Origin of the sequence: Luteitalea pratensis (assembly GCF_001618865.1) — a bacterium.
In the GTDB taxonomy this organism is placed as follows: Bacteria; Acidobacteriota; Vicinamibacteria; order Vicinamibacterales; family Vicinamibacteraceae; genus Luteitalea; species Luteitalea pratensis.
In genome coordinates, this window is sequence record NZ_CP015136.1 from 4,605,481 (window position 1) to 4,631,994 (window position 26,514).

24 protein-coding genes are annotated in these 26,514 nt (G+C 68.4%); 9 read left to right on the top strand and 15 right to left on the bottom strand.

Annotated elements, in window-relative coordinates:
• Positions 1-1,019: 1,019 nt before the first annotated feature.
• Genes coaBC through LuPra_RS19070 form a run of 7 tightly spaced genes read right to left on the bottom strand, consistent with a single transcriptional unit; the run spans position 1,020 to position 8,281 of the window.
• Positions 1,020-2,321, bottom strand: a complete 1,302-nt coding sequence (gene coaBC, locus LuPra_RS19040; RefSeq protein ID WP_110172215.1) for a bifunctional phosphopantothenoylcysteine decarboxylase/phosphopantothenate--cysteine ligase CoaBC — start codon at positions 2,319-2,321, stop codon at positions 1,020-1,022.
• Positions 2,322-2,342: 21 nt separating this feature from the next.
• Entirely contained in the window at positions 2,343-2,552 is a 210-nt protein-coding gene (locus LuPra_RS19045; RefSeq protein ID WP_110172216.1) for a DNA-directed RNA polymerase subunit omega, read from the bottom strand.
• Between the two features lie 46 nt (positions 2,553-2,598).
• The gene (gmk, locus tag LuPra_RS19050) at positions 2,599-3,243 is read right to left on the bottom strand and encodes a guanylate kinase (protein WP_110172217.1); all 645 of its coding nucleotides are present in this window, start codon (positions 3,241-3,243) and stop codon (positions 2,599-2,601) included.
• Positions 3,233-4,117 carry a YicC/YloC family endoribonuclease gene (locus LuPra_RS19055; RefSeq protein ID WP_110172218.1) on the bottom strand — a complete coding sequence of 295 codons (885 nt, stop codon included), beginning with the start codon at positions 4,115-4,117 and terminating at the stop codon, positions 3,233-3,235. The genes gmk and LuPra_RS19055 overlap by 11 nt, the downstream gene beginning before the upstream one ends.
• Positions 4,114-5,952 carry a lipid A export permease/ATP-binding protein MsbA gene (gene msbA, locus LuPra_RS19060; RefSeq protein WP_110172219.1) on the bottom strand — a complete coding sequence of 613 codons (1,839 nt, stop codon included), beginning with the start codon at positions 5,950-5,952 and terminating at the stop codon, positions 4,114-4,116. Before msbA ends, LuPra_RS19055 begins: the two co-directional genes overlap by 4 nt.
• A 19-nt stretch (positions 5,953-5,971) precedes the next feature.
• A complete protein-coding gene (galE, locus tag LuPra_RS19065; RefSeq protein WP_110172220.1) occupies positions 5,972-6,982 on the bottom strand; it encodes a UDP-glucose 4-epimerase GalE in 1,011 nt (336 codons plus the stop codon).
• Positions 6,983-6,985: 3 nt separating this feature from the next.
• Complete coding sequence (locus tag LuPra_RS19070) at positions 6,986-8,281, bottom strand: UDP-glucose dehydrogenase family protein (protein ID WP_110172221.1); 1,296 nt, start codon at positions 8,279-8,281, stop codon at positions 6,986-6,988.
• Between the two features lie 110 nt (positions 8,282-8,391).
• On the opposite strand from LuPra_RS19070, the gene LuPra_RS19075 reads away from it, so the two are divergent.
• The 7 genes from LuPra_RS19075 (at position 8,392) to LuPra_RS19105 (ending at position 16,339) form a co-directional block, all read left to right on the top strand.
• Positions 8,392-9,492, top strand: coding sequence for a glycosyltransferase family 4 protein (locus tag LuPra_RS19075; protein ID WP_162271446.1), 1,101 nt, complete (start codon positions 8,392-8,394; stop codon positions 9,490-9,492).
• A complete protein-coding gene (locus LuPra_RS19080) occupies positions 9,492-10,604 on the top strand; it encodes a glycosyltransferase family 4 protein (RefSeq protein WP_157899402.1) in 1,113 nt (370 codons plus the stop codon). The genes LuPra_RS19075 and LuPra_RS19080 overlap by 1 nt, the downstream gene beginning before the upstream one ends.
• A complete protein-coding gene (locus tag LuPra_RS19085) occupies positions 10,601-11,431 on the top strand; it encodes a glycosyltransferase family 2 protein (protein WP_157899403.1) in 831 nt (276 codons plus the stop codon). The genes LuPra_RS19080 and LuPra_RS19085 overlap by 4 nt, the downstream gene beginning before the upstream one ends.
• Before the next feature lie 203 nt (positions 11,432-11,634).
• Positions 11,635-12,750, top strand: coding sequence for a glycosyltransferase family 4 protein (locus LuPra_RS19090; protein WP_110172225.1), 1,116 nt, complete (start codon positions 11,635-11,637; stop codon positions 12,748-12,750).
• A 2-nt stretch (positions 12,751-12,752) separates the two neighbouring features.
• Complete coding sequence (locus LuPra_RS19095; protein ID WP_157899404.1) at positions 12,753-13,958, top strand: glycosyltransferase; 1,206 nt, start codon at positions 12,753-12,755, stop codon at positions 13,956-13,958.
• Positions 13,952-15,394: an undecaprenyl-phosphate glucose phosphotransferase gene (locus tag LuPra_RS19100; RefSeq protein ID WP_110172227.1), complete on the top strand. Its 1,443-nt coding sequence runs from the start codon at positions 13,952-13,954 to the stop codon at positions 15,392-15,394. Before LuPra_RS19095 ends, LuPra_RS19100 begins: the two co-directional genes overlap by 7 nt.
• 9 nt (positions 15,395-15,403) lie before the next feature.
• Positions 15,404-16,339, top strand: coding sequence for a UDP-glucuronic acid decarboxylase family protein (locus LuPra_RS19105; RefSeq protein ID WP_110172228.1), 936 nt, complete (start codon positions 15,404-15,406; stop codon positions 16,337-16,339).
• Between the two features lie 158 nt (positions 16,340-16,497).
• Here LuPra_RS19105 and LuPra_RS19110 read toward each other — a convergent pair whose 3' ends face one another.
• The 8 genes from LuPra_RS19110 to LuPra_RS19145 form a co-directional block, all read right to left on the bottom strand.
• Entirely contained in the window at positions 16,498-17,049 is a 552-nt protein-coding gene (locus LuPra_RS19110; RefSeq protein WP_157899405.1) for a CDP-alcohol phosphatidyltransferase family protein, read from the bottom strand.
• Between the two features lie 22 nt (positions 17,050-17,071).
• Positions 17,072-18,487 (bottom strand): S-layer homology domain-containing protein, encoded by a 1,416-nt coding sequence (locus LuPra_RS19115; RefSeq protein ID WP_110172230.1) that lies wholly within the window; start codon positions 18,485-18,487, stop codon positions 17,072-17,074.
• Complete coding sequence (hflX, locus tag LuPra_RS19120) at positions 18,484-19,782, bottom strand: GTPase HflX (RefSeq protein ID WP_110172231.1); 1,299 nt, start codon at positions 19,780-19,782, stop codon at positions 18,484-18,486. The genes LuPra_RS19115 and hflX overlap by 4 nt, the downstream gene beginning before the upstream one ends.
• Positions 19,783-19,795: 13 nt before the next feature.
• Entirely contained in the window at positions 19,796-20,269 is a 474-nt protein-coding gene (ybaK, locus tag LuPra_RS19125) for a Cys-tRNA(Pro) deacylase (RefSeq protein ID WP_201792157.1), read from the bottom strand.
• Complete coding sequence (locus tag LuPra_RS19130) at positions 20,266-21,477, bottom strand: MFS transporter (protein ID WP_110172232.1); 1,212 nt, start codon at positions 21,475-21,477, stop codon at positions 20,266-20,268. The genes ybaK and LuPra_RS19130 overlap by 4 nt, the downstream gene beginning before the upstream one ends.
• 16 nt (positions 21,478-21,493) lie before the next feature.
• Complete coding sequence (locus LuPra_RS19135; RefSeq protein WP_110174771.1) at positions 21,494-22,708, bottom strand: acyl-CoA dehydrogenase family protein; 1,215 nt, start codon at positions 22,706-22,708, stop codon at positions 21,494-21,496.
• Positions 22,709-22,759: 51 nt separating this feature from the next.
• A complete protein-coding gene (locus tag LuPra_RS19140) occupies positions 22,760-23,326 on the bottom strand; it encodes a methyltransferase domain-containing protein (protein ID WP_157899406.1) in 567 nt (188 codons plus the stop codon).
• A 172-nt stretch (positions 23,327-23,498) separates the two neighbouring features.
• Positions 23,499-23,891, bottom strand: a complete 393-nt coding sequence (locus LuPra_RS19145) for a bactofilin family protein (protein WP_157899407.1) — start codon at positions 23,889-23,891, stop codon at positions 23,499-23,501.
• A 284-nt stretch (positions 23,892-24,175) separates the two neighbouring features.
• Here LuPra_RS19145 and LuPra_RS19150 point away from each other — a divergent pair, with 284 nt between their 5' ends.
• The gene (locus tag LuPra_RS19150; RefSeq protein ID WP_110174772.1) at positions 24,176-25,390 is read left to right on the top strand and encodes a cysteine desulfurase family protein; all 1,215 of its coding nucleotides are present in this window, start codon (positions 24,176-24,178) and stop codon (positions 25,388-25,390) included.
• A 3-nt stretch (positions 25,391-25,393) separates the two neighbouring features.
• A complete protein-coding gene (mnmA, locus tag LuPra_RS19155) occupies positions 25,394-26,470 on the top strand; it encodes a tRNA 2-thiouridine(34) synthase MnmA (protein ID WP_110172235.1) in 1,077 nt (358 codons plus the stop codon).
• The last annotated feature ends 44 nt before the right edge of the window (positions 26,471-26,514 follow it).

Here is a 26,514-nt window from a genome sequence, read left to right on the forward strand (position 1 = left end):
GGCGTGCGGTCCATCTCCCACAGAGTCCGTTGGTAGGGACCGCTCCGTTGGTAGGGACCGCTCTCCGAGCGGTCCATCTCCCACAGACGGATCGACAGGACGACCCTCGCGGGCACGGACGCCATCGCCCACGCGGCGATGGACGCCTCGGAGAGGCGTCCCTACCTGATCGACTTCGGCGTGCGGTCCATCTCCCACAGAGTCCGTTGGTAGGGACCGCTCCGTTGGTAGGGACCGCTCTCCGAGCGGTCCATCTCCCACAGACGGATCGACAGGATGACCCTCGCGGGCACGGACGCCATCGCCCACGCGGCGATGGACGCCTCGGAGAGGCGTCCCTACCTGATCGACTTCGGCGTGCGGTCCATCTCCCACAGAGTCCGTTGGTAGGGACCGCTCCGTTGGTAGGGACCGCTCTCCGAGCGGTCCATCTCCCACAGACGGATCGACAGGACGACCCACGCGGGCATGGACGCCATCGCCCACGCGGCGATGGACGCCTCGGAGAGGCGTCCCTACCTGATCGACTTCGGCGTGCGGTCCATCTCCCACAGAGTCCGTTGGTAGGGACCGCTCCGTTGGTAGGGACCGCTCTCCGAGCGGTCCATCTCCCACAGACGGATCGACAGGATGACCCTCGCGGGCACGGACGCCATCGCCCACGCGGCGATGGACGCCTCGGAGAGGCGTCCCTACCTGATCGACTTCGGCGTGCGGTCCATCTCCCACAGAGTCCGTTGGTAGGGACCGCTCCGTTGGTAGGGACCGCTCTCCGAGCGGTCCATCTCCCACAGACGGATCGACAGGATGACCCTCGCGGGCACGGACGCCATCGCCCACGCGGTGATGGACGCCTCGGAGAGGCGTCCCTACCTGATCGACTTCGGCGTGCGGCGTTCGGTCTTCCGCGTTCGACGAGTTCGCGGTCCACGACTCGTCGCGACTGAACCCCGGCACACCGAGCTCGGAATAGAACTCCAGATGGGCACGCAGCTGCGCGCGCGGATCGGTGCGGTCAGTCATTGGGCGTTGGCTGGGTTCGGAGAGTTCACTCGATCGGCCGGGCTGCCGCCTGCGCCTGCAGGCTTCGGCGTGTCAGGCGAAGAGCCGCCCATACCGTCGGCTGTGGCTGCGAGTCGCTCGGCGATGTACGCAGCGATGCGTGCCGCCAATGCCGCCTTGGCTTCGAGGGGAAACGACTGCACGCCCTCGGCGGTCACGAAGCTCGCGATGTTGGTCTCGACCTCGAAGCCGGCACCGGGTTGGCCGACGTCGTTGGCGACGATCAGGTCCACCCGCTTGGCCTCACGCTTCCGCGAGGCATAGCCCAGCACGTCGGTCGTCTCGGCGGCGAACCCGACGAGCACGGGAGACGGACGGTCCGCACGCCACCGGCCGAGATCGGCCAGGATGTCCACGGTGCGTTCGAGTGTCACGGTGAGGCCGCCGTCCTGCTTCTTGACCTTGTCGCTGGCCGCGCCGCCGGCCGGGGTATAGTCGGCGACGGCGGCAGACATCACGATGGCGTCGACGGCCTCACGTTCGGCCGTGACAGCGGCGTGCATTTCGCGGGCGGACCGCACCCGGACGGTCTTCACACCGGCAGGCGGAGCAATCGAGGTCGGTCCGAGGACGAGCGTGACCTCCGCCCCCTGTCGGGCCGCTTCGACGGCCACGGCCACACCCATACGACCACTCGAGCGGTTTCCCAAGTACCTGACGGGATCGAGGTCCTCGTACGTGGGGCCCGCCGTCACGAGGACGCGGCGTCCGCGCAGGGCCCCCGGTGGCTCGATGATGCGCAGGGCCTCGGCCGCGATCACATCCGGCTCGGCGAGCCGGCCCTTCCCTACCCAGCCGCACGCCAGGTAGCCCTCACCGGGCTCGACAAACCGCACCCCGCGCGTCCGCAGCAGCGCCATGTTGGCCTGCGTCGCGGGGTGGTCGTACATGTGGGTGTTCATCGCCGGCGCGACGAGGACGGGCGCACGCGTCGCCAGCGCCAGCGAGGTCAGGAAGTCGCCGGCCAGCCCGTGTGCCATTTTGGCGATGGTGTTGGCCGTCGCAGGGGCGACCAGCAGCAGCGCGGCTTCGGAGGCGAGGGCGATGTGCTCGATGTCGGCGTTGGCGCCCGGCGTCCACTGGCTGGTGATCACCCGCCGCTGGGTGATCGCTTCGAACGTCAGGGGCGCGACAAAGCGCGTCGCGGCACGGGTCATCACGACGGCGACCTGGTGTCCGGCCTTCTGCAGCTGGCGCACCACTTCGACCGCCTTGTAGGCGCTGATGCCGCCGCTGACGCCGACCGCCACGAGGGCCATGCCGCTGTCCGCCGGGTCGCCCTAGGCGAACGGACGCGCCTGCGGGTCGATTGCGGGCTCGTCGTCGTACACGGGCTGTACGTAGCCCTCGATGACCTCGCGCTGGGCGGTGCGCGCCGGCTTCCCGCTCGGATCGACCTTCGGCACGCACCCTTGCAGCAACTGCTTGGCACGGGCGGAGGCCACGACGACGAACTCGAAAGCGTTGGGGAGGGTGCTGCGATCAACCATGAGGGCGGTTCCTGTGTTCGGGCAGTCATCCGGGCCCGGCCGGGTGTCAGACGACCGGCTGGACGCCGAACGTCTTGAGAATCACGTCAGCCTTGCGTCGCATGCGCCCGCGGCGCACCCGCTCGGCCAGGATGATGCTGCGCATGGCGGTGACGCACGCATCCAGGTCGTCGTTGACGACCACGTAGTCGTAGTCCTCGTAGGCCGCCACCTCCACACGCGCCGTATCCAGCCGGCGGCGGATGGCATCGCCGGAGTCCTTGCCGCGCCCACGGAGACGTTGCTCGAGGACCTCGAACGCTGGCGGCAGCACGAACACGGTGACGAGCGGGATACCCGCCGCGCGGACCTGCCCGGCTCCCTGGACGTCGATCACGAGGACGACGTCCTTGCCCGAGGCCATGAGGCCCTCGGCATCGGCTCGGCTGGTCCCGTAGAGGTTACCGAAGACGTCGGCATACTCGAGGAACTCCCTCCGGGCCACCATGGCCTCGAAGGTCGCGCGGGACACGAAATTATAGTCTACCCCGTCGCGCTCGCCGGCCCGGGCCGGCCGGGACGTGTAACTGCGCGACATCGTCAGGTCGGGCACGACCTGCACCAGGCGTTCGACCACCGTCGTCTTGCCGGTCCCCGAGGGGGCCGACACGACGAACAGCTGGCCTCCGCCGGGTGCGCCGTCACTCGACATTCTGGACTTGCTCCCTCATCTTCTCGAGCTCGGCCTTGGCGGTCACGACCAAGGCGGACGCGCGGGCGCCCTCGGCCTTGGAGCCTATTGTATTCACCTCGCGGTTCATCTCCTGCAGGAGAAAGTCGAGCTTGCGGCCCACCGGTTCGTCGCCAGCGACCAGGTCCATCCAATGCCCGAGGTGCGCCCGCAACCGCACCAGTTCCTCGCGAATTTCGGAGCGCGCGACGAACTTGACCACCTCCTGCGCGACCAGGGTCTCGTCGAGCTGCGGGTCGAGACGGATTTCCGCGACGCGCTGGAGCAAGCGCTGCTGAATCCCGGCCGCACCCTCGCGGCTGGCCTCCTCGAGGGCGTCCACCAGTGCGACGAACGCCTGTCGCCGCTCCTCGATCTCGGTGGCCAGGAATTGGCCTTCTTTCTGCCGCATCTCGTTGAGGGCCAGCAGTGCCTCGTCGAGCACCGCTCGTACCACCTCCTCGAGGCGGGCAGTATCGACGGGCTGACGCTCCTCCCGGACCTTGAGCACTTGCGGGATCCGCAACATGTCGCCGGGGAGCAGGGGCCCTTCTACCAGGCCCGACTCACGCGCCTTCGCGACCGCGTTCCCGACGGCCTGCACCAGCGCCTCGTCGATCTCGACCACCATCACGGGCTCGGTCCGCTCCTGCACGCTCATCGCCAGTTCGACCCGGCCACGGGCCAGCCGTTGCTGGATGGCAGCGCGGAAGGCGGTTTCGAGCCCCTGGACCGACTGCGGCAGCCGGAACTGCACGTCGAGATGGCGATGGTTCACGCTGCGCAGCGTGACGTTGACGGCGAGGTCGTCACTCTCGCGGGTGGCGGCAGCAAAGCCGGTCATCGATACGATCATCGGTCTTCCAGGGCCGGGGCCGGGCTGTCCTGGCCCGCCGTCGCACGTGAGGAGGTCCCCGCGCGTCCGCGCGCGGCGGAGGCCTCAGAGTCGGCGTCGGGGCCGTTGCCATCGCCGAACATCTGCAACGCGTAGAGCCGGCTGTACACCCCGCCTTGCCGCGCCAGGAGTTCGTCGTGCCGCCCGGTTTCGACGATGCGGCCGTGTTCGAGGACGATGATGCGATCGGCACTGCGCACCGTCGAGAGCCGGTGGGCGATCACGAACGACGTGCGGTTCCGCATCAGCGCCTGCAGCGCGTCCTGCACCAACCGCTCCGACTCGGCGTCGAGCGAGGACGTCGCTTCGTCGAGGACGAGGACGGGCGGGTCCTTCAGGAGGGCACGCGCGATCGCCAGCCGCTGTCTTTGCCCGCCGCTGAGCCGGCCACCGCGCTCGCCGATGCGCGTCTCGTAGCGATCGGGCAGCATCGCGATGAACTCGTGCGCGTGCGCCGCCCGTGCGGCGGCCTCGATTTCGCCCTGCGAGGCGGCCGGGCGTCCGTACGCGATGTTGTGCGCGATCGTGTCGTCAAACAGCACGGTCTCCTGCGTGACCAGGCCGATGTGCGCCCGCAGGGACGCGAGCGTCGCATCGCGGGTGTCCTGGTCGTCGATCAGAATCGCCCCGCCCGTCACGTCGTAGAAGCGCGGCAGCAGGTTGACCAGCGTGGTCTTGCCCGCGCCGCTCAAACCGACGATGGCGACGATCTCGCCGGCGTTGACGCGGAAGGACACGCCGTCGAGCACCTTGCGCCGTTCACGATCGGCGTAGGCGAAGCTGACGTCGCGGAACTCGACGCTGCGGCGTGGCCGCGGCATCGGCAGCGCGCCCGGTCGGTCGGTGACCTCGGTGTGGATGTCCAGCAGTTCGAAGATGCGCTGCGCCGCCGCCATGGCCTGTTGCAGCGTCGCGTTGACGCGACTCAGGCGCTTGATCGGTTCGTACATGAGGAAGAGCGTCGTCACAAAGAGCATGAACTCGCCCATCGTGAGCCGGCCCTGGCCGATCTGCGAGGCGCCGTACCAGATCATCGCCGCCACGGCGATCCCGCCCAACCACTCCATCAGCGGCGGCAGGGCCGACACGGTACTCGTGACCTGCATGTTGGTACGGTAGACCCGATGGGATGCGTCCTCGAAGCGCGCCTGTTCACGTGCTTCGGCACCGAACGCCTTCACGATGCGGTGGCCGTTGAAGGCCTCCGCCGTGATGTGCGTGAGCACCTCGAGTTGTTCCTGCGAGCGCCGGCCACGACGGCGGACGCGTTGCCCGAGGCGGACGAGCGGATAGATCAGGACGGGGGCGCCGGTCAGCGACACGAGCGCGAGGCGAGCGTCATGGTAGAAGAGCAACCCGATGTAGCCGACCAGCGTCACGCCCTCGCGAACCAGGTCGCCGATCGTCTGCGACACCACCTGTTGCACCTGGTTGACGTCGTTGTTGACGCGCGAGAGCAATTGTCCGGTCGACCGCCGCGAGAAGAACGTCGCCGATTGGCCCAGGACGTGCCCGAACATCTCGTTGCGGATGTCACGGACGACCCGTTGGCCGACGTCGGTCATCAGGTAGGCCGACAGGTACGCGCCCAGCCCCTTCACCAGGTACACACCGACGATCGCCAGCGCGATGTTCGACAACTGGGACTGGCTGCCCAGCGCCTGGTCGAAGATGGGCTTGATGAGGTAGACGACGCCGGCCGACGCGGCAGCGTACGCCACCATCGCCGCGAAGGCGGCGATGAGGCGGGCGCGATAGGGCGCCGCGTACCGGAGCAGCCGGAGAAGGACAGTCACTCGTACGGCTTATCGGACCTCAATCGCCGTATCCGTTGGGGTGGGCCTCGAACCAGCGCCACGCGGTCCCCACGATGGCATCGAGATCGGCATACCGGGGTGTCCAGCCGAGCGCGGAGCGGATGGCCCCGTTTGCGGCATACAGCGTCGACGGGTCGCCGGGCCGGCGGGGACCAACCGTGTAGGGCACCGCTCGCCCCGACACGCGACCGACGGCGTCGATGACTTCCTTCACGGAATGCGGCGTACCGGTGCCCACGTTGAAGCGGGCCGACGGGCCGCCTCCCTCGAGCGACTCGAGGGCGCGGACGTGTGCATCGGCCAGGTCCGTGACGTGGATGTAGTCACGCAGGCAGGTGCCGTCGGGCGTCGGGTAATCCTCACCGAACACCTTGAGCGTATCGGTGCCCGTGGCGGCAAAAATAGCCCGCGGGATGATGTGGATCTCCGGGTCGTGGTCCTCGCCGAGCAGGCCGTCCGGATCGGCGCCGGCGGCATTGAAGTAGCGCAGGGCGATGCTGCGCAGCCCGTAGGCCGTCTCGAAATGTGGCAGGGCCCGCTCGACGGCGAGCTTGGTCTCGCCATAGGCGTTGATCGGCTGCTGCGGGTGCGTCTCGTCGATCGGCACCCGCTGCGGCTCGCCATAGGTAGCACAGGTGGACGAGAAGATCAGGCGGGTGACGCCGGCCCGGCTCAGGCCCTCGAACAGGCCGATCGAACCGGTGACGTTGTTGCGGTAATAGCCAGCTGGATCGGTGACCGACTCGGCCACCGAGAGCCATGCCGCAAAGTGCATCGACGCGTCCACGCCATGCTGACGGCACGTAGACTCGACCGTGGCGGAGTCGCCGATGGCGGCTTCGACCACCGTCAGCTGTCCGGGCGCCGCGATGGTCGCGAGGGCCGCGCACGCTGCTCGGTGCCCCGCGGTGAAGTCGTCGAGGACCACCACCTCACGACCGCCGGCGAGGAGGGCCTTGGCGGTGTGACTGCCGATGTACCCGGCCCCGCCGGTGACGAGTACGGCCATGAATCAGCGTCCGATCGAGTAGTACGTGAAGCCCTGGGCCGCGATTGCCTCTGGCTTGTAGATGTTGCGGCCGTCGAAGATGATCGGCGTGTTCATCCGCTTCTTCATCCGCGCGAAGTCGGGTTCGCGGAACTCGTTCCACTCGGTCACGAGCGCCAGTGCGTCGGCGCCCTTGAGCGCCTCGTACGCGTTCCTGGCATACGTGATGCGGTTGCCGAAGATCCGCCGGGCGGTCTCGTGGGCCTCCGGGTCGTAGGCCTGGACCGTCGCCCCCGCCTTGAGCAGTCCCTCGATGATCGTGATCGCCGGCGCCTCCCGCATGTCGTCGGTCCGTGGCTTGAACGCCAGGCCCCACACGCCGATCGTCTTGCCCTTCAACGATCGGAGACGCTGCTTCATCATCTGCAGCAGCTTCTTCTTCTGCTGCGCGTTGACGTCCTCCACGGCGTCGAGGATGCGGAAGTCATAGCCCTTGTCCCTGGAGAACTTCAGGATCGCCTTGACGTCCTTCGGGAAGCAGCTGCCGCCGTAGCCGACGCCCGGGAACAGGAAGGACGGGCCGATGCGGTTGTCGGACGCGACTGCTCGCCGCACCTGGTCGACGTTGGCGCCATACAGCTCGCAGACGCGCGCCACTTCGTTCATGAAGGAAATCCGCGTCGCCAACATGGCATTGGCGGCGTACTTGCACAGTTCCGCGCTCGCGCAGTCCATCACCATGACCGGCGCACCGGTCCGCGTGAACGGCGCGTACAGCTCGGTCATCAGTGCCGCGCCGCGCTCGTCGTCGGCGCCAATCACCACGCGGTCGGGTTTGAGGAAGTCGTCGACGGCAGCGCCCTGCTTCAGGAACTCCGGGTTGCTGACGACGCTGAAGGGGTGGCGAGTTTCCTTGCGCATCACCTCGCGCACCTTCTCGGAGGTCCCGACCGGCACGGTGCTCTTGTCGACGATGACCTTGTAGCCGTCCATCGCGCGGGCGATGTCACGGGCGACGCCGAGCACGTGCTTGAGGTCGGCAGAGCCGTCTTCGGCTTCAGGGGTGCCGACGGCGATGAAGACGATGTCGGAGGCCTTGACCGCCGCGGCCAGCTCTGTCGTGAACGAGAGGCGCTTCTCGGCGGTGTTGCGCTTGACGACTTCCTCGAGGCCCGGCTCGTAGATCGGGATCTTGCCGCGCTTGAGGGCCTTGACCTTGTCGACATTGGTGTCGACGCAAATGACGTCGTTGCCGTTCTCGGCAAAACACGCACCGACTACCAGGCCGACGTAGCCCGTGCCCACGACCGCAATCTTCACGCCTTGCTCCCCCCGGCCCGGAGCGCGCCCGTCGCGCATCGTCCCGTCCACACCCCGTAGAAGAACGCAGGCGGCGGGTGGCCGAACACCTTACGCTAGCATACGTTCCCGTGAGGGTGCTGCTGGACTATCGACCCGCCCTGCGCGCGCGGACCGGCGTCGGTGAGTACGTGCACCGGACGACGCTCGCGCTGGCCGCAACCGCTCCGGCGGGGCACAGCGTGGCGGTCTTCTCGAGCAGCTGGAAGGACCGCCTGCACGCGCCGGGGCCCGGGATCGAGAGTCGTGACGCCCCTGTCCCGGTGCGGGTGCTGAACTGGGCGTGGCATCGCCTCGAGTGGCCGCCCATCGAGTGGCTGGCCGGCGATGTCGACCTCGCGCACTCCCCCACGCCCCTGCTGCTGCCCGCCGCGCGCGCCGCCCAGGTGGTCACGATCCACGACCTGTTCTTCCTCGATCATCCGCGCGACACCGCCGCCGAGATCCAGCGCGACTACCCGTCGCTGGTCGGCGCGCACGCCAGACGCGCCGACCTGGTCGTCACCGTGTCGAACACCGTTGCGGGGCAGGTCGCGGACCGGCTCGGCGTCGATCCGTCACGCGTGGTCACCTGCCACAACGGCGCGCCCGGGTGGACCACCCGCGCACATGTACCTGCGGACGGGCCGGTCATCTGCGTCGGGACGCTCGAGCCGCGCAAGAACATCGCCGGGCTGCTGGATGCCTGGACACACCTGATCGACGGCGGATGCAGGGTGCCCCTGTTGCTGGCTGGAAGCGCACCGTCGTCGGCTGCGCCACTGCTCGATCGGTTGACGCATCCACCGCTGGCCGGCGTCGTCGGTCATGTCGGCTACCTCGAAGAGGGTGACCGCCGCGCATTCTACGAGCGCGCACGCCTGCTGGTGCTGCCCTCCTTCGACGAGGGCTTCGGGATCCCCGCGGTCGAGGCGATGGCGGCCGGCGTGCCAGTCGTCGTGTCGCGTCGCGGTGCGCTGCCAGAGGTCTGTGGCGATGCGGCCGTGTACGTGGACCCCGACGACCCGCGCGCGATGGCCGCGGCGATCGCCGCCGTGCTGTCTGATCCGGTGCGACTCGAGGACCTGCGGCAGCGAGGCGCCGCACGCGCACGACAGTTCTCGTGGATCGCGTCGGCCGAGCGGCTGTGGCAGGCCTACGCCGACGCGGTCGATCGCCGGAGCCGACGGTGATGCGGATCGGCGTCGACGCGCGTGAACTCGGGGGCCGACCAACCGGGGTCGGCCGTTACCTGCGCGAGCTGCTGGTGCGATGGCAGTCCGACGCCGCGTGCGGCGGCCACGAACTGGTGATGTTCACGCCGCGCCCTGGCCAGGACATATGGACGACGCCGAAGGGACGCGGTGCCCGCTTGTCCTGGCACCTGGTCCCCGGTGCCGGCGGCACGCTCTGGCAACAACGCGATCTCGCGCGCGCCGCGGGCGCCGCCCGCCTCGACGTGCTCTTCTCGCCCGCCTACACGGCGCCGCTGCTGGTGTCGATACCCAGCGTGGTGGCCCAGCACGACGTGTCGTTCGCGGCCCACCCGGAGTGGTACGCCTGGCGTCACGGTCTGCGCCTGCGCTGGCTCGCGCGTTGGTCCGGCCGACGGGCGCATACCGTGCTCACGCTCACGCAGTTCTCGGCCGACCAGATCGAGCACTACCTCGGCGTCGCGCGGCAACGCATCCGCGTGATTCCCCTCGCCGTGGACTACCACGATGCCGCGTCCCATGCGGCAACGGCCGCGCCAGCCACGCCGGTGGTGCTGTTTGTCGGCTCGATCTTCGAGCGTCGCCATCTTCCGACCCTAATCGAAGGCGTGGCACTCGCGCGGCAAACCATTCCCGACCTGCGCCTGTACGTCATCGGCGAGAACCGCACCGAGCCGCGGCAGGACCTCGAGGCCATTGCCCGCGCCTGCGGGGCCGCCGAGGCCCTGCACGTGCGCGACTATGTCCCGGACGCCGAACTCGAGGCGGCTTACGCCAGCGCCGGCGTCTTCGCGTTCCTCTCGGAATACGAGGGATTCGGCCTGACGCCGCTCGAGGCGATGCGTCACCGGATTCCGACCGTCGTGCTCGACACGCCCGTGGCCCGCGAGGTGTATGGCGGAGGCGCGCGCTACGTGCCGGCTGGCGACGTGAACGCGGTCGCGACGGCGCTCGTCGAGTTGCTGCGCGATCCGGCTCGTCGTGCGAGCCAGATCGCCGCCGGTGACGCCGCCGTCGGCCGGTACCGCTGGCACGACGCGGCGGCGGCCACGTGGGAGGCGCTCATGGCCGCTGGGGAGCCTCGCCCGTGAGCTCGCTCAGGTTGTCCATCGTGGTCGTGACCTACAACGCGCAGGCCGACGTCCTCGCCTGCCTGGCGTCGATCCACGCCAATCCTCCGGACCGCCCCTGGGATCTGGTCGTCGTCGACAACCAGTCCGACGACGGCACGCCGGACGCGGTTGCGACCCGGTGGCCCGACGTGTCCCTGGTGCGACTGCCCGAGAACATCGGCTTTGCCGCCGCCAACAACGTCGGCATCCGCGCGACCGACGGTCCTCTCGTGCTGCTCCTCAACAGCGACACACTGGTCACGGCCGGCCAACTCGAGGCGCTGTGCCTCGCGCTCGAGCGCGAGCCCCTTGCCGCCGCGGCGGGTCCCCGCCTGATCGACGTCGACGGCCGGCAGGAGCTGTCGTTCGGGCCGATGATCTCCCCGCTGAACGAAACCCGCCAGAAGTTGCGTGGCCGAATGCTGACCGATGGGCCAGGTGCGGTGCGCCACCGGATCGAGGCCGACATGGCCCGGCGGCAATTCGTGGACTGGGTGAGCGGTGCGTGCCTGCTCGTGCACCGCACGGCCGCCGACCAGGTCGGGCTGCTCGACGAGCGCTACTTCATGTACTGCGAGGACGTGGACTTCTGCGCGGGCCTGCGCGCCATGGGCCACCAGATCCTGTATGCCCCGGACGCCACCGTGACGCACCTGCGCGGACGATCCCGCGCCTCGGCCGCCGCCGTGACCAACAGGCGCTACCGCGACAGCCAACTGGCCTTCTACCGCAAGCACCATCCGCGCTGGGCGCGCCTGCTGCGGTGGTACCTGGCTGCACGCGATGTCACGGGGCGGACGTCGTAGGTCGGCTTACCTCGTCGGCCTTCGTCATTCGGCCTTCGGCCTTCGACGTTGGCGGTCTTCTCCATTCAGCCTTCTCCCTCCGGGCTTGGGCCTGGGCCTTCGACATTCGCGGCATTCGCAGCATTCGCAGCATTCCGGCATGCTCGGGCATTCGGCACGCACCACCCGAATGCCTCTCGCATGCCGGTGTAGACTCGCGACCGATGCGTGTGGCCATCGACATCCGGAAGTTGCGGGACTACGGCATCGGCACGTACGTCCGCAACATCGTGTCGTGTCTCGCCCGCCTCGACACCGAGAACGAGTACCTGTTGATCAGCCGCCCGGACGACCTGGACTTCACCAGGTCGTTCGGCCCGAATGTCCGCGGCGTCGTCAGCACGGCCGGCAACTACTCGGTGCGCGAGCAGTTCTCGATTCCCTCGATCGTGCGCCGGGAGCGTGTGGACGTGTTCCACGCGCCCCACTACGTACTGCCACCGCTCGTGACGTGCCCGTCGGTCGTGACCATCCACGACTGCATCCACCTGATGTTTCCGCAGTACCTGCCGAGCCGATTCGCCTACACCTACGCGCGCGCGTTCATGTGGACGGCGACTCACCGCTCGTCGCACGTGCTGACCGTGTCGGAAGCCTCCAAGCGCGACATCCTGCGCCTCTACCGCATCCCGGCCGAGAAGATCACGGTCGCCTACAACGCCATCGACGAGCGGTTCAACCGCGAGCCGGTCGATGAAGACATCGCCCGGGCCAAGGAGCGGTTCCAGCTCCACGATCCGTTCGTGCTGTATGTCGGCAACATCCGGCCCCACAAGAACATCGAGCGGTTGATCGAGGCCTTCGCGCTCGTCCGGACCGGGGCGCTCGCCAACACCAAGTTGCTGATCATCGGCGACGAGATCAGCAAGTACCCGACGCTGCGCCGCGCCGTGCACCAGGGGAAATTGCACAAGCACGTGCGGTTCCTTGGATTCGTGGGCGACCAGACCCTGGCGGCGCTGTACCGGCTCGCCACCGTGTTCGCGTTCCCGTCGCTCTACGAGGGTTTCGGCCTGCCGCCGCTCGAGGCGATGGCGAGCGGCACACCGGTCGTGACCTCCAACGTGTCGTCGCTGCCCGAGGTGGTCGGCGATGCAGCCATCCTCGTGGACCCGCGCGAACCGACGGCTATCGCGCACGGCCTGCGCCGGGCCCTGCTCGACCCGGTGCTCAGGGCGCAGATGCGCGAGCGCGGCCTGGCGAGAGCCCGACACTACTCCTGGGAACGCACCTCGGAGACCATCCTGCGGATCTACCGCGAAACCGCGGCGGGGCGATAGGCGTGCCCGCACCGCCCGGCCACCCGGGTCCGGACGCACCGCCCTCCGACCCGGTCGGCATGGCTGTCACGCCGGCGCTGCCGGCGGCGCTCGCTGGCGTTCGCGTCGCCCTGGTCCACGACTGGCTGACCGGCATGCGCGGCGGCGAGCGGGTCCTCGAGGTGCTGTGCGAGACGTTCCCCGACGCCTCGCTGCACACACTGCTGCACGTGCCGGGCAGCGTCTCCCCGGTCATCGAACGCCACGTCCCGCAGACCTCGTTCCTGCAGCGCGTGCCCGGCATCGCCCGCCTGTACCGTCATCTGCTGCCGCTGTACCCGCTGGCAATCGACGGGCTCGACGTCGGTGATGCCGAGGTCGTCATCTCGACCAGCCACTGCGCCGCCAAGTCGGTCCCCACCCGGCCCGGCGCCCGGCACCTCTGCTATTGCTTCACGCCGGTGCGGTACGCGTGGGATCAGTTCGACGCCTATTTCGGCCCGGAACGGGTCGGGCGGACACGTTCGGCGGTGATGCGGTTGCTGCTGGATCGGTTCGCCCGCTGGGACCAGCGCACGAGCATCCGACCGGACCGCTATGTGGCGATCTCTCAATATGTTGCACGGAGGATCGGGCGATACTATAATCGGCGATCGGCCGTGGTGTATCCGCCGGTGGATACGATGTATTTCACTCCCGGCACCGCGCCGCGGGACGGTTTCGCGCTCGTGGTTTCCGCCCTCGTGCCGTACAAGCGGGTCGACGTCGCCGTGGCTGCGTGCCGGGCGGTCGGCGTGCCGCTGAAGGTGATCGGTCAGGGTCCGGACGCGCCGGCGCTGGCCCGGTTGGGTGGACCCGGCGTGGAGTTCCTGGGCGCTCTTCCCGATAACGACGTACGGGAGATGTATCGTCGCGCGGCGATGGTGCTGTTGCCCGGCGAAGAGGATTTTGGCCTGGTGCCAGTGGAGGCGCAGGCGTGCGGGACCCCGATCGTGGCCCTGGGACGAGGGGGGGCCACCGAAACCGTCGCGAACGGCGGCACGGGCGTGTTGACCGGCGAAGGCGTGGACGCCTTTGCCGCGGGGATCCGGCGGGTGCTGGACGAGCCCCCGTCACCGGCTGCCTGCCGCGCGCAGGCAGAACGGTTTTCCACCGAGCGATTCGTGCAGCAACTCCTTGATGCCGTGATGGACATGCGACTGGCCGCCCCCGGGGCGGTGCGATGGTAAGGCGCTACAACCGCCTCCTGGTGGTGCTGCACGTGGCCGCCGACTCGGGCGCAGGCGTCGCTGCCTTCCTGCTCGCCTACTGGGTCCGCTTCCACTCCGGACTCATCCCAGTCACCAAGGGCTACCCACCCTTCGTGCAGTACCTGTGGCTCGCGCCGCTGATCGGCGTGCTCGTGCCAGGGGCCTTCCACCTGCATGGCCTCTACCGCCTCCGCCAGGGCCGCTCACGCATCGACGACTTCTTCGGTGTCCTGGTCGGCAGCGTCCTCGCTGTCGTCCTGGGAGTCGTCAGCACCCTGTACGTCCAGACCTACTACGTCCCCGATCAGTTGAAGGACCGGGGTGTGTTCGAGGTCAGCCAGCTGGTCTGGGGCCTCTTCCTGTGCTTCAACGTCGGCCTGACGTGCCTCACCCGGGTCGGCGTCCGCGACTGGATGGAGCGCCGGTGGCGCGCCGGCATCGGTCTCAAGCGCGTCTTGGTCGCCGGGTCGGGCGACCTGGGCCGGCTGGTCGTCGATCGTATCCTCGAACACCGCGAGCTCGGCCTGAAGGTGGTCGGCTTCGTGGACGACCGTGCCGAAGGCGGCGCCCACCTCGGATACCGTGGCCTGCCACTGCTCGGCACGCTCGAGGAGACGCCCGAGATCCTGCACCGCGAGAAGATCGACCACCTCTACATCGCGCTCCCGCTCGAAGAACACGTGAAGATGCTCGGCCTCGTGGAGAACGCCAACCGCGAGATCGTCGAAATCCGTGTCGTGCCTGACCTGCTGCAAATCATCTCGCTGCGCGCGCGCCTCGAGGATCTGGACGGCCTGCCGATCATCAACATCCACGACGTTCCCCTGCGCGGCCTGAACGCCGTGCTGAAACGGACGATGGATTTCGTGCTCGCGTCGGCGAGTCTGCTGGTGCTCGCCATCCCGATGGGCGTGCTCACGCTGGTGATCCGCCTCACCTCGCCGGGACCGGCGCTGTTCCGGCAGGAGCGCATGGGCCTGGACGGCAAGGCGTTCTACGTGTGGAAGTTCCGCTCGATGTACGACGGCGCCGAGCGCAACTCCGGCCCGGTCTGGGCGGTGGAGGACGACCCGCGCTGCACGCCGATCGGCCAGTTCCTGCGCCGCAGCAACCTCGACGAACTGCCGCAGCTCTGGAACGTGCTGTGCGGCGACATGTCGCTGGTCGGGCCGCGCCCGGAGCGACCGTTCTTCGTCGATCAGTTCAAGCAGCGCATCCCGCAGTACATGCTGCGCCACAAGGTCCGCGCCGGGCTGACCGGCTGGGCCCAGGTCAATGGCTGGCGCGGCAACACGTCCATCGAGAAGCGCATCGAGTACGACCTCTACTACATCGAGAACTGGTCGCTCATGCTGGACCTCAAGATCATGTGGCTCACCGTGATCAAGGGGTTCTTCCACAAGCACGCCTACTGAGGTCCGCCCATGCCACGCGTGGTCATCACCGGAGCCGCCGGCTTCATCGGCTCCCATCTCGCTGAAACCTTGCTCGATCGCGGTTATTCGGTCGTCGGCATCGACAACCTGCTGACAGGCGACACGGCCAACATCGCCCACCTCGCCAACCGCGATTTCATGTTCATCAAGCACGACGTCACCAACTACATCTACATCGACGGTCCGGTGGACGCGGTGCTGCACTGGGCGAGTCCGGCAAGCCCGATCGACTACCTCGAACTGCCCATCCCGACGCTCAAGGTCGGCGCACTCGGCACGCACAAGGCACTCGGCCTGGCCAAGGAGAAGAAGGCACGCTTCGTCATCGCCTCCACGTCCGAGGTCTATGGCGATCCCCTCGAGCATCCGCAGAAGGAAACCTACTGGGGCAACGTGAACCCTGTCGGTCCGCGCGGCGTGTACGACGAAGCCAAGCGCTTCGCCGAGGCCATGACGATGGCGTACCACCGGTATCACGGCGTGGATGCCAAGATCGTCCGCATCTTCAACACCTACGGCCCGAGGATGCGCGTCAACGACGGCCGATCGGTTCCGGCATTCATGAGCCAGGCGCTGCGCAACGAGCACGTCACCATCTTCGGCGACGGTTCGCAGACGCGCAGCTTCTGCTACGTGACCGACCTGGTCGACGGCATCCTCCGCCTGATGGATTCGGCCACCAACGAACCGGTCAACATCGGCAATCCGCACGAACTCACGATCAAGCAGATTGCCGAGACGATCATCAGGATGACGGGGTCCACGAGCCAGCTGGTCTACCGGCCGCTGCCCGAAGACGATCCGAAGGTGCGCCGCCCCGACATCACCAAGGCACGCACGCTGCTCGGGTGGGAGCCGAAGGTCTCGCTCGAGGACGGCCTCACCAGGACGATCGAGTACTTCAGAAAGAAAGTGCTCGGGTAGGCTTGGGGGTCTCAGGTCTCAGGTCTCAGGTCTCAGGTCTCAGGTCTCAGGTCGCAGGTCGCAGGTCTCAGGTCGCAGGTCTCAAGCGGGTACGTGCCTGAGCCATGAGACATGAGACGTGAGACCGGGGCTGCAGGCTGCAGGCCGTAGGCTGCAGCCTATGACGGTTTGGTCTTCGGCCGTTGCGCGGTGAAGAGGTAGTGCAACGCGCTGAAGACGGTAATCGCCAGCGATGCCGCGAAGAAGACGCGCGGGATCGGCGAGGGCATCTCCAGCCAGTTGAACAGCAGGGTGACGACACCCGTCGCCGCGAACGTCGCGGTGGCCAGCTTCCCCCAGATCGACGGGTAGAAGGTGCGCGGCCCGAGCGCCAGGTTCACGATCGACACCGTGAGCACGATGCCGAGGTCACGACTGAACACCACCACCGTGAGCCACAGCGGGATGCGGTGCGTCAGGTGCGGCAGCGGCAGCGTGAGCACGATGAACATCGTGAGCAGCAGCAGCTTGTCCGCGACCGGATCGAGCCAGGCGCCGAGCGTGGTCGGATGGCCGGATCGCCGCGCGAAGTACCCGTCCAGGATGTCGGTGACCGAGGCGATCGTGAAGACGGCAAGCGCGCCGCCGAGCTGCCCGTACATCAACAGGATGGCAAACACCGGAATCAGCAACATCCGCAGCAGCGTCAGCTGATTTGCGAACGTCAGCACCGCGGTGGCTCCTGCATGACAGCTACTCGCGGCGGCCGCCGCGCTGGCCCGCTCCGCCGCCACCACGACCGGCCTGACCCGCCAGCCGCGTCAGCCGATCGACGGCCGCGACGGCCTCCGCGCCGGTCATCGGCCGGCTGATCCCGAACGTCTGCCCCTCGACCGGCTGCATCACGCCGCTCGCGACGGCGCGCGAGATCGCGAGGTAGAGCGTGTGCCCGGGCCGGACGTCGGCAAACGTCAGCCGCGCATCCTGCCATCGCTGCGCGGCCTCCGGCGTACGCGCCGCCACCAGGTTGAGCACGCGGGTCACGACCGCCGCGAAGTCGCCGCGGTTCATGCCGGCGCTGGGCTGGAACGTGTGATTCGGGTAGACCTCCATCGCCCCCGCCCGCGCGGCGAGCAGGATGGACGCCTGCGCCCAGTGACGACGGCTGTCGGTGATGAGGACCGTGCCGCGTGCCGAGTCCTGCAGCAGCGCCGGGATCCGGTACGCGAGCAGCGCCGCGGTCTCGCCGCGGGTGACGCGAAGCGTGGACCCAATGGCCTTGAACTCGGCCGGCAGGGCCGCTTCCTCGAGGCCGGTCTCGATCTCCGTGATGCGCTTCGAGAGCTCGCTCAACGCAGGATCGAGCTCGAGGGCGCGACGATAGTCCGTCAGCGCGGCGGTCGTGTCGCCGCTGGTGTCGGCGAGGGCGCCGCGCAGCGCATGTGCACGCGCATCCAGAGGATCGAGGACAAGGGCCCGGTCGACGAGCCCACGCGCGCGAGCGGTGTTGCCGAGACGACGCTCGACGTCGGCGAGATCGCGATGGAGGAAGCCGCTGTCGGGAGACGCCTTGAGGGCGCGACCGTAGTGATCGCGCGCTTCCTCGAGGCGATTGCCGGACAGTGCCGCCTGCGCGGCCGAGACGTCGCTCTGCACGGCCCGGAAGCGCAGCACCTCGGCGCGACGGAGGGCGACGGGCTGGTCTGGCATGCGCTCGAGTACGGCCTGGTAGGACTCGAAGGCATCGCCCTCCCGCCCGAGCTCGACGAGGGCCTCGGCGCGTCCGACCAGTGCGGGTACATACCCCGTCTCGGCCTGGAGCACGCGATCGAACCACTGCAACGCATCGGCTGGCTGGTCCTGCGCAAGCCGCGCGAAGCCCAGCGCAGCCTGCGATGGGTACGCGCCCGGGACCTTCTTCAGGAGTTCACGGAGTGTACGCTCGGCGCTCCTGGGATCGCCCGATTGCAGCTGCACCCAGGCTCGCTCGTGCTGCTGCGCCAGTGCTTGCTGGCGCGCGAGATCGGGCGTCAGGCCCGGTTTCGGGTAGTCGGGGTAGCGCTCGCTGCCCGGTGCCAGGACCGGCGGAAGTACGGGGCTGCCACAACCGCCAGCGACGCCGAGGAGCACGACCGCCGCCACCATCCAGCGGCGAACCGGACCGATCACAGGGACAGCCCTTCCTGCAACCGTTGCATCAGGCGACGCGGCACCTCCGCCTCGATGCTGACCCGGTCACCGTCGGCGTCGTGGCTGAGCACGCGCGCGACCCGGTACAGGCGCTCGATCGCCTCGCGGTCCTCGGGGCGAGCCTGATCGAAGGAGAGCGTGACGCGCCGGGTGTCGAGTGCGAGCGCGCGGGCGATCTCGGTGAGCAGCCCGGCGACGCCATCGCCGGTCAACGCGGAGATCTGCAGCGAACCCTCGTAGGCCTGGCGCAGGTGCTCGCGGGCGCCCTCGTCGAGGCGGTCGGCCTTGTTGAACACGAGCAACATCGGGACGTCGCCGGCATCCACTTCCCCGAGGACGCGGTCGACGGCCTGCATGTGCCGCTCGTAGTCGTCGATGGAGGCATCGACCACGTGCAGCAGCAGGTCGGCGTCGGCGACCTCCTCGAGGGTGGCGCGGAAGGCCGCGACCAGGGTGTGCGGCAGTCGATCGATGAAGCCGACCGTGTCCGAGAGCGCGGCGTGCTGCCGGTTGGGCAGTTTCAGCTCGCGGGTCAGCGGATCGAGCGTGACGAACAACGCATCGGAGGCGACGGCGGTGTCATGCGTCAGGCGATTGAACAGCGTCGTCTTGCCGGCATTGGTGTAGCCGACGAGCGCCACGGCTGGCATCTCCGAACGACGCCGGCGGTCGCGCAACTGCCCGCGACGCCGACGGACCTCGGCCAGATCGTCGGTGAGCGTGCCGATGCGCAGGCGGATGCGCCGACGATCGGTTTCGAGCTTCGTCTCGCCGGGGCCCCTGGTGCCGATGCCGCCACCGAGGCGCGACAGTGCGGCGGAGGCGCCGACCAGCCGCGGCAGCAGGTAGCGCAACTGCGCGAGTTCGACCTGGAGCTTGCCTTCCCGGGTACGGGCGCGGCGGGCGAAAATGTCAAGGATGAGCTGGGTGCGATCGATCACCCGCAACTCGAGGATTTTCTCGATGTTGCGCAGCTGGGCTGGCGTCAGCTCGTTGTCGAAGATGGCCAGTGAAAGATCGGACTCCTGGCACGCCGCCTTCAGCATCTCGAGCTTGCCCGATCCGATGAGCGTGGCGGGGTCGGGGCGGTTGCGATCCTGGGTGAACCTGAGGACCGGCTCGATGTCGGCCGCGTCGGCCAGGCCCGCCAGCTCTTCGAGCGCGTCCTCGACGTGCGTCCGCCGCGTGTCGCCCGTGATCAACCCGACGAGCGCTGCCCGTTCGCGACCTTCGGGGCCGCGGCCGTTTCCCTCGACATCCGTCACCGAAGGCATGTTAGCACCTCGGTCAGGACGCGATCGCCGCGTCCACCGCGTGTGCCTGCAGCACCTCGGTGAGGACGTCGGGCGAGACACTCACCAGCAGGCCGCGAGCGCCGCCGTTGACGTAGATCCGGGGCAGATCGAGGATGCTCCGCTCCACATAGATAGGCAGGGGCTGACGCGTACCGAACGGCGAAGTGCCGCCGAACTGGTAGCCAGTCGCGCGTTGCGCGGCCGCCGCGTCCGCGGGGGCGACGTGCTTGACCCCGAGCGTCCGCGCGAGCGCCTTGAGCGACACTTCACGGTCGCCGTGCATCAGCATCAGCAGCAGCCGCCGCTGGTCGTCCTGCAACACGAGCGTCTTGACGACATGGTGCTCGTTCACGCCCAGTTCGCGCGCCGACACGCGAGTACCGCCACGGTCTTCGTAGCGGTACGGGTGCTCCTCGAAGGACACGTCCGCGGCGCGAAGCGCCCGGATCGCGGCGGTCGTGCTCACGTCTCTTCCACCGACGGATATGCCGCCTGTTCGACCCGATCGCGCATCACGTAACTGACCATCGCCGAGAGCACCGCCAGCGTGATCACTCCGACGATGAAGACGCTGCGGATGCTGATCCGGGCGAGCACGCCACTGGCCATCGGGCTGACCGAAAGCCCGGCGAGCGATGCACTCGTCAGCAACCCGAATCCGGTGGCGCGCGCGTGCTCGGGGACGACATGCCCTGCGGCCGTGAACGACGCCGTCATGGCGACGCCGATCGCGAAGCCGAACACCAGGGCGGCGGCGATCAGGGCGCCGAGCGACCACTCCAGGACGAATGGCAACAAGCCCGCCGCAGCCGCCAATGCGGTGTAGCGCAGCAGCGCGCGCGGCGCCAGCCGGTGCAGCAGCCGCTGGGTGACCAGGTTGCCGATCGCACCTGCCCCGGCGACCGCGGAGAACAGCACGCCGGCCGCGAGCGCGATGCGGTCGGCAGGGACGCCGAGTAGCTCGAGATACAGCGGCAGGACCGGTCCGAAACTGCGGTCCACCAGCTGCAGCCCGAAGATGACGCCCATCAACAGGACGAACTGCTGGAAGGCCGCGCCGCTCACGAAGCCTGGTTGCTGCGGCGTTCGTGCGGGGGCCGTAGTACGAGGCGTCCTGGGCGGTTCCTCGAACCAGCGCCAAACGAGAATCAGCGCCGCCAGGTAGAACAGCGAGGAGACGAAGAACGTGGCGCGGATGCCGATCGCCACGGCCAGCACGCCGCCGATGACCGGCCCGACGGCCGGCCCCAGCCGTTGCGCCGTCTGTACGGTGCCGATGGCACTGGCCATGCGATCGAGCGGCGCCGACTGGGCGGCCATGGAGACCGCCAGCGCGCCGTAGCCGGCAAAGAAGCCCTGCAGCACACGCAATCCGAAGATGTGCCACGGACGCGTCACCAACCCCATCAGCACCATCGTGATGACGAAGCAGACCAGCGACCGCAGCACGAGGAACTTGGTGCCGTAACGGTCCGCCACACGCCCCCACAACGGCGCCAGCAGCGCCGTCATGCCCGGCGTGACGCCGAGGCTGAGCCCCGACCAGAGCGCGATGTCGGCGGCGTCGCGCATGCCGAGCTGGGCGAAGTACAGCGGCAGGAACGGCATCGCGAGCGTGAAGCCCGCGAAGCCGATGAAACACGCGGCGGCGATGGCGAGGAGGTTGCGGTTCACGCCCGGCGTACGGACATCAGGCGTGAGCCGGTTGGCCCTCGAATGGCGGGAGTTCGCAGCGCGTGGGCTTGTCGGCCCGGTAGCCGAGCAGGTAGTCGGCCTGCATCAGCGCGTGGATCTCGCGCGTGCCCTCGTAGATCACGGCGCCCTTGCAATTGCGATAGTAGCGGCCGACCGGGTACTCGTCCGAATAGCCGTTGGCGCCATGGATCTGCACGGCGTCGCCCGCGGCGCGTTCGGAGGCGACCGTCGCCATCCACTTGGCCAGGCTCGTCTCCTTGGTGTTGCGGCGGCCGATGTTCTTGAGCCAGCCCGATCGCAGCCACAGCAGACGCGCCTGCTGGTAGTCGGCCTCCATGCGCGCCAGCATCTCCTTCACCAACTGGTGCTGGCCGATCTCGACGCCGAACGTGTGCCGCTCCTTCGCGTACCTGACGCTGGCGTCGCGACAGGCCCGGATCAGGCCGGTGGCGCCGGCCGCGACCGTGTAGCGGCCCTGGTCGAGCGCGAACATCGCGATCTTGAAGCCTTCGCCTTCGCGGCCGAGCAGGTTCTCGGCCGGCACCTCGACCTCGTCCATCTTGAAGTGCCCGGTATTGCCGGCGAGGATGCCCCACTTGTGCGTGAGGGTGCCGCTCGAGAAGCCCTTGAACGCGCGCTCGACAATGAACGCGCTGAGGCCGCTCGGGTCCTTCGCGCGCTTCTTCTCCATGTCGCTCCACGCGATCACGAGGAAGTGGTCGGCGACATCGGCCAGCGAGATCCACATCTTCTCGCCCGACAGCACGTACCGATCGCCCTGCTTCACCGCCACGGTCTGGATGCCACGTGCATCGCTGCCCGCTGCCGGTTCGGTCAGGCCGAAGGTGGCGATCTTCTGTCCCTGCGCCTGCGGCACGAGGTAACGGCGCTTCTGATCCTCGGTGCCCCATGTCAGCAGCGACAGGCTGTTGAGCCCGACGTGCACCGAGAGAATCACCCGCAACGACGTGTCGACGTATTCGAGTTCTTCGCTCGCGACGCCGAGACTCAGGTAGTCCATGCCGGCGCCGCCGTACGCTGCGGGCACGCAGATGCCGAGCAGCCCGAGTTCGGCCATCTGCGGCAGGATGCGCGGGTCGAACTTGTGGGCACGATCGAGTTCGGCGATCTGCGGGGCCACCTCCCGCGCCGCCCACTCCCGTACTGTCTGCTCGAGCAGACGATGCTCTTCGGTCAGGTCAAGATCGATCATGTCGGCACGAATCTACCTTAAACGGCCGTCCCAGGGCGCGCCGCGGAGCTACGGTTTCGCGGCGGCGGGCGCCTTCTTGCGCAGCAGCACTTCGCGGGTCTTGTTCAGGAGGAGGAAGCTCTCGGTCACGCCGAGTCCTTCAAAGAGCCGCTCGATATCACGGTTCTGGTACACCGTGCGCTTGCCGTGCGCGGCCGGGGCGGTGCGGTACAACAGGTGATTGGTGTCGGCGATCACGTAGCGGGTGTATACGGGCGCCGGTGTGGCCACCGTCGAGAAGAAGCACAGCACCACGCCGCCCGGTTTCACCCAGCGCACCACCTGCTGGCTGAGTACCGCCGCGGCCTTCTTGTCCATGTAATCGAGCACGTCCCAGCACAGGACGGCGTCGAGGCTCTCGTGCTCGCAGCTGAAACGGGCGGCGAGGAATTCGGACAAGGTGTCCAGGCGCTGCTCGCGCGTCAGCCTGTCGATGTCGGCGAAGAGATCCTCGACACGCAGCTTGCAGCCGAGCTGCTCGCCGAGGAACGACACGTTGCTGCCGACCACCGGGCCGAGATCCAGCACGACCGGCGCCTCGCGATGCGCCAGCGCCGCGAGCAGCTTGGCAAGCACCTTCGTGCCGACTGGCGGACCCGCGTCGCGTCCACCCCCGCCCGTCCCGTCGCCGCGACGGGTCCAGCCGAAGAGGCGCGAGGCGAGCGAACGTTCCGGAGTATCGGCCACGGGCAGGGGCAGGCGTGCGGGCGCGACGGAGCACCGTGCGCCCCGTCGCACTGCTCGGAACTCAGGCCTTGGCGGCGGGTGCCGCTGCCATGGCCGGCTTGGCGTCGGTCTTCGGCGCAGCCGCGCCGGCAGCGCCGCCACGGTTCATGTCGATGGCGCCACGGAAGTGTGCGCCCTCGGCAATAGCCACCTTGGGCGACGTGATGTCGCCATCGACCGAGCCGTTGTCCCGAATGTCGACCTTCTCCGAGGCAGTGATGTTACCGGTCACCTCGCCGAGCACGATGATGATCTTGGCAAACACCTGGGCCTTGATCTTCGCGTTCGTGCCGATGGTCAGGACATTGTTGTTGAGCTCGATCTTCCCCTCGACCTGGCCTTCGATCGTGAGGTCCTCGCTCCCGCTCAACTCGCCCTTGATGATGACCGACTTGCCGATATTGCCCATACTCATGGGTGTCCGTTCTCCAGCGCCCGGCGTTGGCCGGGCGGCTACCGCCGGGGCCGGATCGACCGCCGCCGGGGGCGGGGCGGGTGGTGCCGGCGGCGTAGTGGGCGGCGCGGAAGCAGGTTGCCGCGGCGCGTCATCGCGTTTCCACATGTTGGCTTCTCCAGAACTGGGGCCGCAGAGTGGCGACGACCCACGTCCGGCGGAGTATACGCAAGGGCATAGACACTGTCTAGGTGAAGCAATTGCTGTGGTTTACGCGGAGAGCGCGATGATACGATCCTCCTGTGGTGGCCGCCCGCCCGCGCATCTACCTGGACCATAACGCGACCACGCCCGTCGATCCCGACGTAATCGAGGCCGTGGCCGCGGCGATGCGCGACGATTTCGGCAACGCGTCCAGCGTCCACCATTTCGGCCAGCAGGCCAAGGCTCGCCTCGACGACGCACGACAGGACGTGGCCGCGCTGGTCGGCGGCGCTCTCACCGAGGTCGTGTTCACGAGCGGTGGCACCGAGGCCGACAACTTCGCGTTGCGCGGCGTTGCCGAGGCACTCGAGCCCCTCGGCAAGCGACACCTCGTCACGAGCAGCATCGAGCACGAAGCCGTGCTCAACACGATGCGCGCGCTCGAACGGCGCGGCTGGCGCGTCACGCGGGTCGCGCCCGATCGTGATGGCGTCGTACGTCCCGACGCCATCGCCGCCGCCTTCGCAGACGACACGGCGCTGCTCAGCCTGATGCACGCCAACAACGAGATCGGCACGCTGCAGCCCGTTGCCGAGTGTGCCGCGCTGGCGCACGCGCGCGGCATCGTCGTGCACACCGATGCCGTGCAGTCGGTCGGCAAGGTGCCTGTGGACGTCCGGGCGCTCGACGTCGATCTGCTCAGTCTGTCTGGACACAAGTTGTACGGACCCAAGGGCATTGGCGCGTTGTGGATTCGCCGCGGCACGCGACTGCTCGCGACGATGACCGGCGGCAAGCAGGAACGCAGTCGCCGCGCCGGTACCGAGAACGTGCCAGCGATCGTCGGGCTTGGTGTCGCGGCGCGGCTCGCGTCGTCACGATTGCGTGCCGAGGCCACCGCGCAGGCGCAGCTTCGCGACACGCTCGAACAGGGCATCCTGGCTCGCGTGCCGGGGACGCACGTCAATGGCGCGGGCGCCGAGCGCGTGCCCAACACCACCAACATCGGCTTCGAAGGGATTGAGGCCGAGTCGCTGCTGATCGCGCTGGACCTGGACGGCTTCGCCGTGTCGACAGGATCGGCCTGCTCGTCGGGGACGCTCGAGCCCTCGCACGTGCTCAAGGCGATGGGGCTGCCGCTGCACGACACGCAGAACGCGTTGCGCCTGAGCCTTGGCCGGCACACGACCAAGGCGGAGATCATGGCCATCGTCGATGCCCTGCCGCCCCTCGTCGAACGACTCCGCGCGCTGACCGACCGCCGCCAGCCGCAACTTGCCGAGTCCGCGTCGCGCAGCACCGAAGGGACGGCCTGAGCGATGCGTATCGCGGTGGCGATGTCGGGCGGAGTCGATTCCTCGGTCGCGGCCGCCTTGCTCGCCGCGCGGGGACATGACGTGGTCGGACTGTCGATGCAGTTGTACGACCAGCAGGAAGGGCAGGTGAACTTCGGCACCTGCTGCACCATCGACGACCTGCACGATGCGCGACGCGTCGCCGGCCGCCTCGGTATCCCTCACTACATCGTCAACTTCGAGTCGCACTTCCATGCGCAGGTGGTGACGCCCTTCGTCGACGACTACGTGGCAGGCCGGACGCCCATTCCGTGCACGCGCTGCAACAGCGAGGTGAAGTTCGTCACGCTGCTCGACCGCGTGGCGGCCCTCGACGCCGACCGGCTCGCGACCGGACACTACGTCCAGTCGCGCCAGGACGAGTCGGGGCGATGGCGCCTGTTGCGCGGCGCCGACCACGGCAAGGACCAGTCGTACTTCCTCTTCGCGCTGACCCAGGCGCAGCTGGCGCGGGCCATCTTCCCTGTCGGGCACATGGACAAGCCGTCAGTGCGAGCTTACGCAACTGATCGGCAGTTGCCGGTGGCGAACAAGCCGGACTCGCAGGAAATCTGCTTCGTGCCCGATGGCGATCAGGCCGCGTTCGTGGCCAGGGCCGCGGGTGACCGCGCGCCGCATCCGGGTCGGATCCTCGATCTCGCGGGGCAGGCGATCGGCCGGCACGACGGCGTCCACCACTTCACCGTCGGCCAGCGCAAGGGGCTGCGTCTTTCTGTCGGGGTCCCGCTCTACGTCGTCGCCATCGACGCGGGAACCAGTGAGGTCGTCGTCGGGCCGCGCAGCGCGCTCGAGGCACGCCACTGCACGGTACAGGAGGTCAACTGGGTCTCCGGCCGTGTCCCAGAAGCACCGCTGCGCGTCGACGTGCAAATCCGGCATCGGCATCCGGCGGCGGCCGCTTCCCTGCTCGCGCTTGGCCCCGCTGCCGTCGCCGTGGAGTTCGATGCGCCCCAGTACGCGATCACGCCAGGCCAGGCCGCGGTGTTCTACGACGGCGATGAGGTCATCGGCGGCGGATGGATTGGCAGCGGTAACGTCTGACGCCTGACGCCTGACGCTCAACGAATGCCGATATCGAAGTGGCG

What these genes read in the sequence shown, in the direction of transcription:
- galE (WP_110172220.1), bottom strand. Translation starts at nt 6,982, where the DNA reads ATGGCCGTACTCGTCACCGGCGGGGCCGGGTACATCGGCAGTCACACC.
- LuPra_RS19105 (WP_110172228.1), top strand. Translation starts at nt 15,404, where the DNA reads ATGCCACGCGTGGTCATCACCGGAGCCGCCGGCTTCATCGGCTCCCAT.
- LuPra_RS19100 (WP_110172227.1), top strand. Translation starts at nt 13,952, where the DNA reads ATGGTAAGGCGCTACAACCGCCTCCTGGTGGTGCTGCACGTGGCCGCC.
- hflX (WP_110172231.1), bottom strand. Translation starts at nt 19,782, where the DNA reads ATGCCTTCGGTGACGGATGTCGAGGGAAACGGCCGCGGCCCCGAAGGT.
- LuPra_RS19055 (WP_110172218.1), bottom strand. Translation starts at nt 4,117, where the DNA reads ATGATCGTATCGATGACCGGCTTTGCTGCCGCCACCCGCGAGAGTGAC.
- LuPra_RS19090 (WP_110172225.1), top strand. Translation starts at nt 11,635, where the DNA reads ATGCGTGTGGCCATCGACATCCGGAAGTTGCGGGACTACGGCATCGGC.
- coaBC (WP_110172215.1), bottom strand. Translation starts at nt 2,321, where the DNA reads ATGGCCCTCGTGGCGGTCGGCGTCAGCGGCGGCATCAGCGCCTACAAG.
- LuPra_RS19045 (WP_110172216.1), bottom strand. Translation starts at nt 2,552, where the DNA reads ATGGTTGATCGCAGCACCCTCCCCAACGCTTTCGAGTTCGTCGTCGTG.
- gmk (WP_110172217.1), bottom strand. Translation starts at nt 3,243, where the DNA reads ATGTCGAGTGACGGCGCACCCGGCGGAGGCCAGCTGTTCGTCGTGTCG.
- LuPra_RS19145 (WP_157899407.1), bottom strand. Translation starts at nt 23,891, where the DNA reads ATGAGTATGGGCAATATCGGCAAGTCGGTCATCATCAAGGGCGAGTTG.
- mnmA (WP_110172235.1), top strand. Translation starts at nt 25,394, where the DNA reads ATGCGTATCGCGGTGGCGATGTCGGGCGGAGTCGATTCCTCGGTCGCG.
- LuPra_RS19080 (WP_157899402.1), top strand. Translation starts at nt 9,492, where the DNA reads ATGCGGATCGGCGTCGACGCGCGTGAACTCGGGGGCCGACCAACCGGG.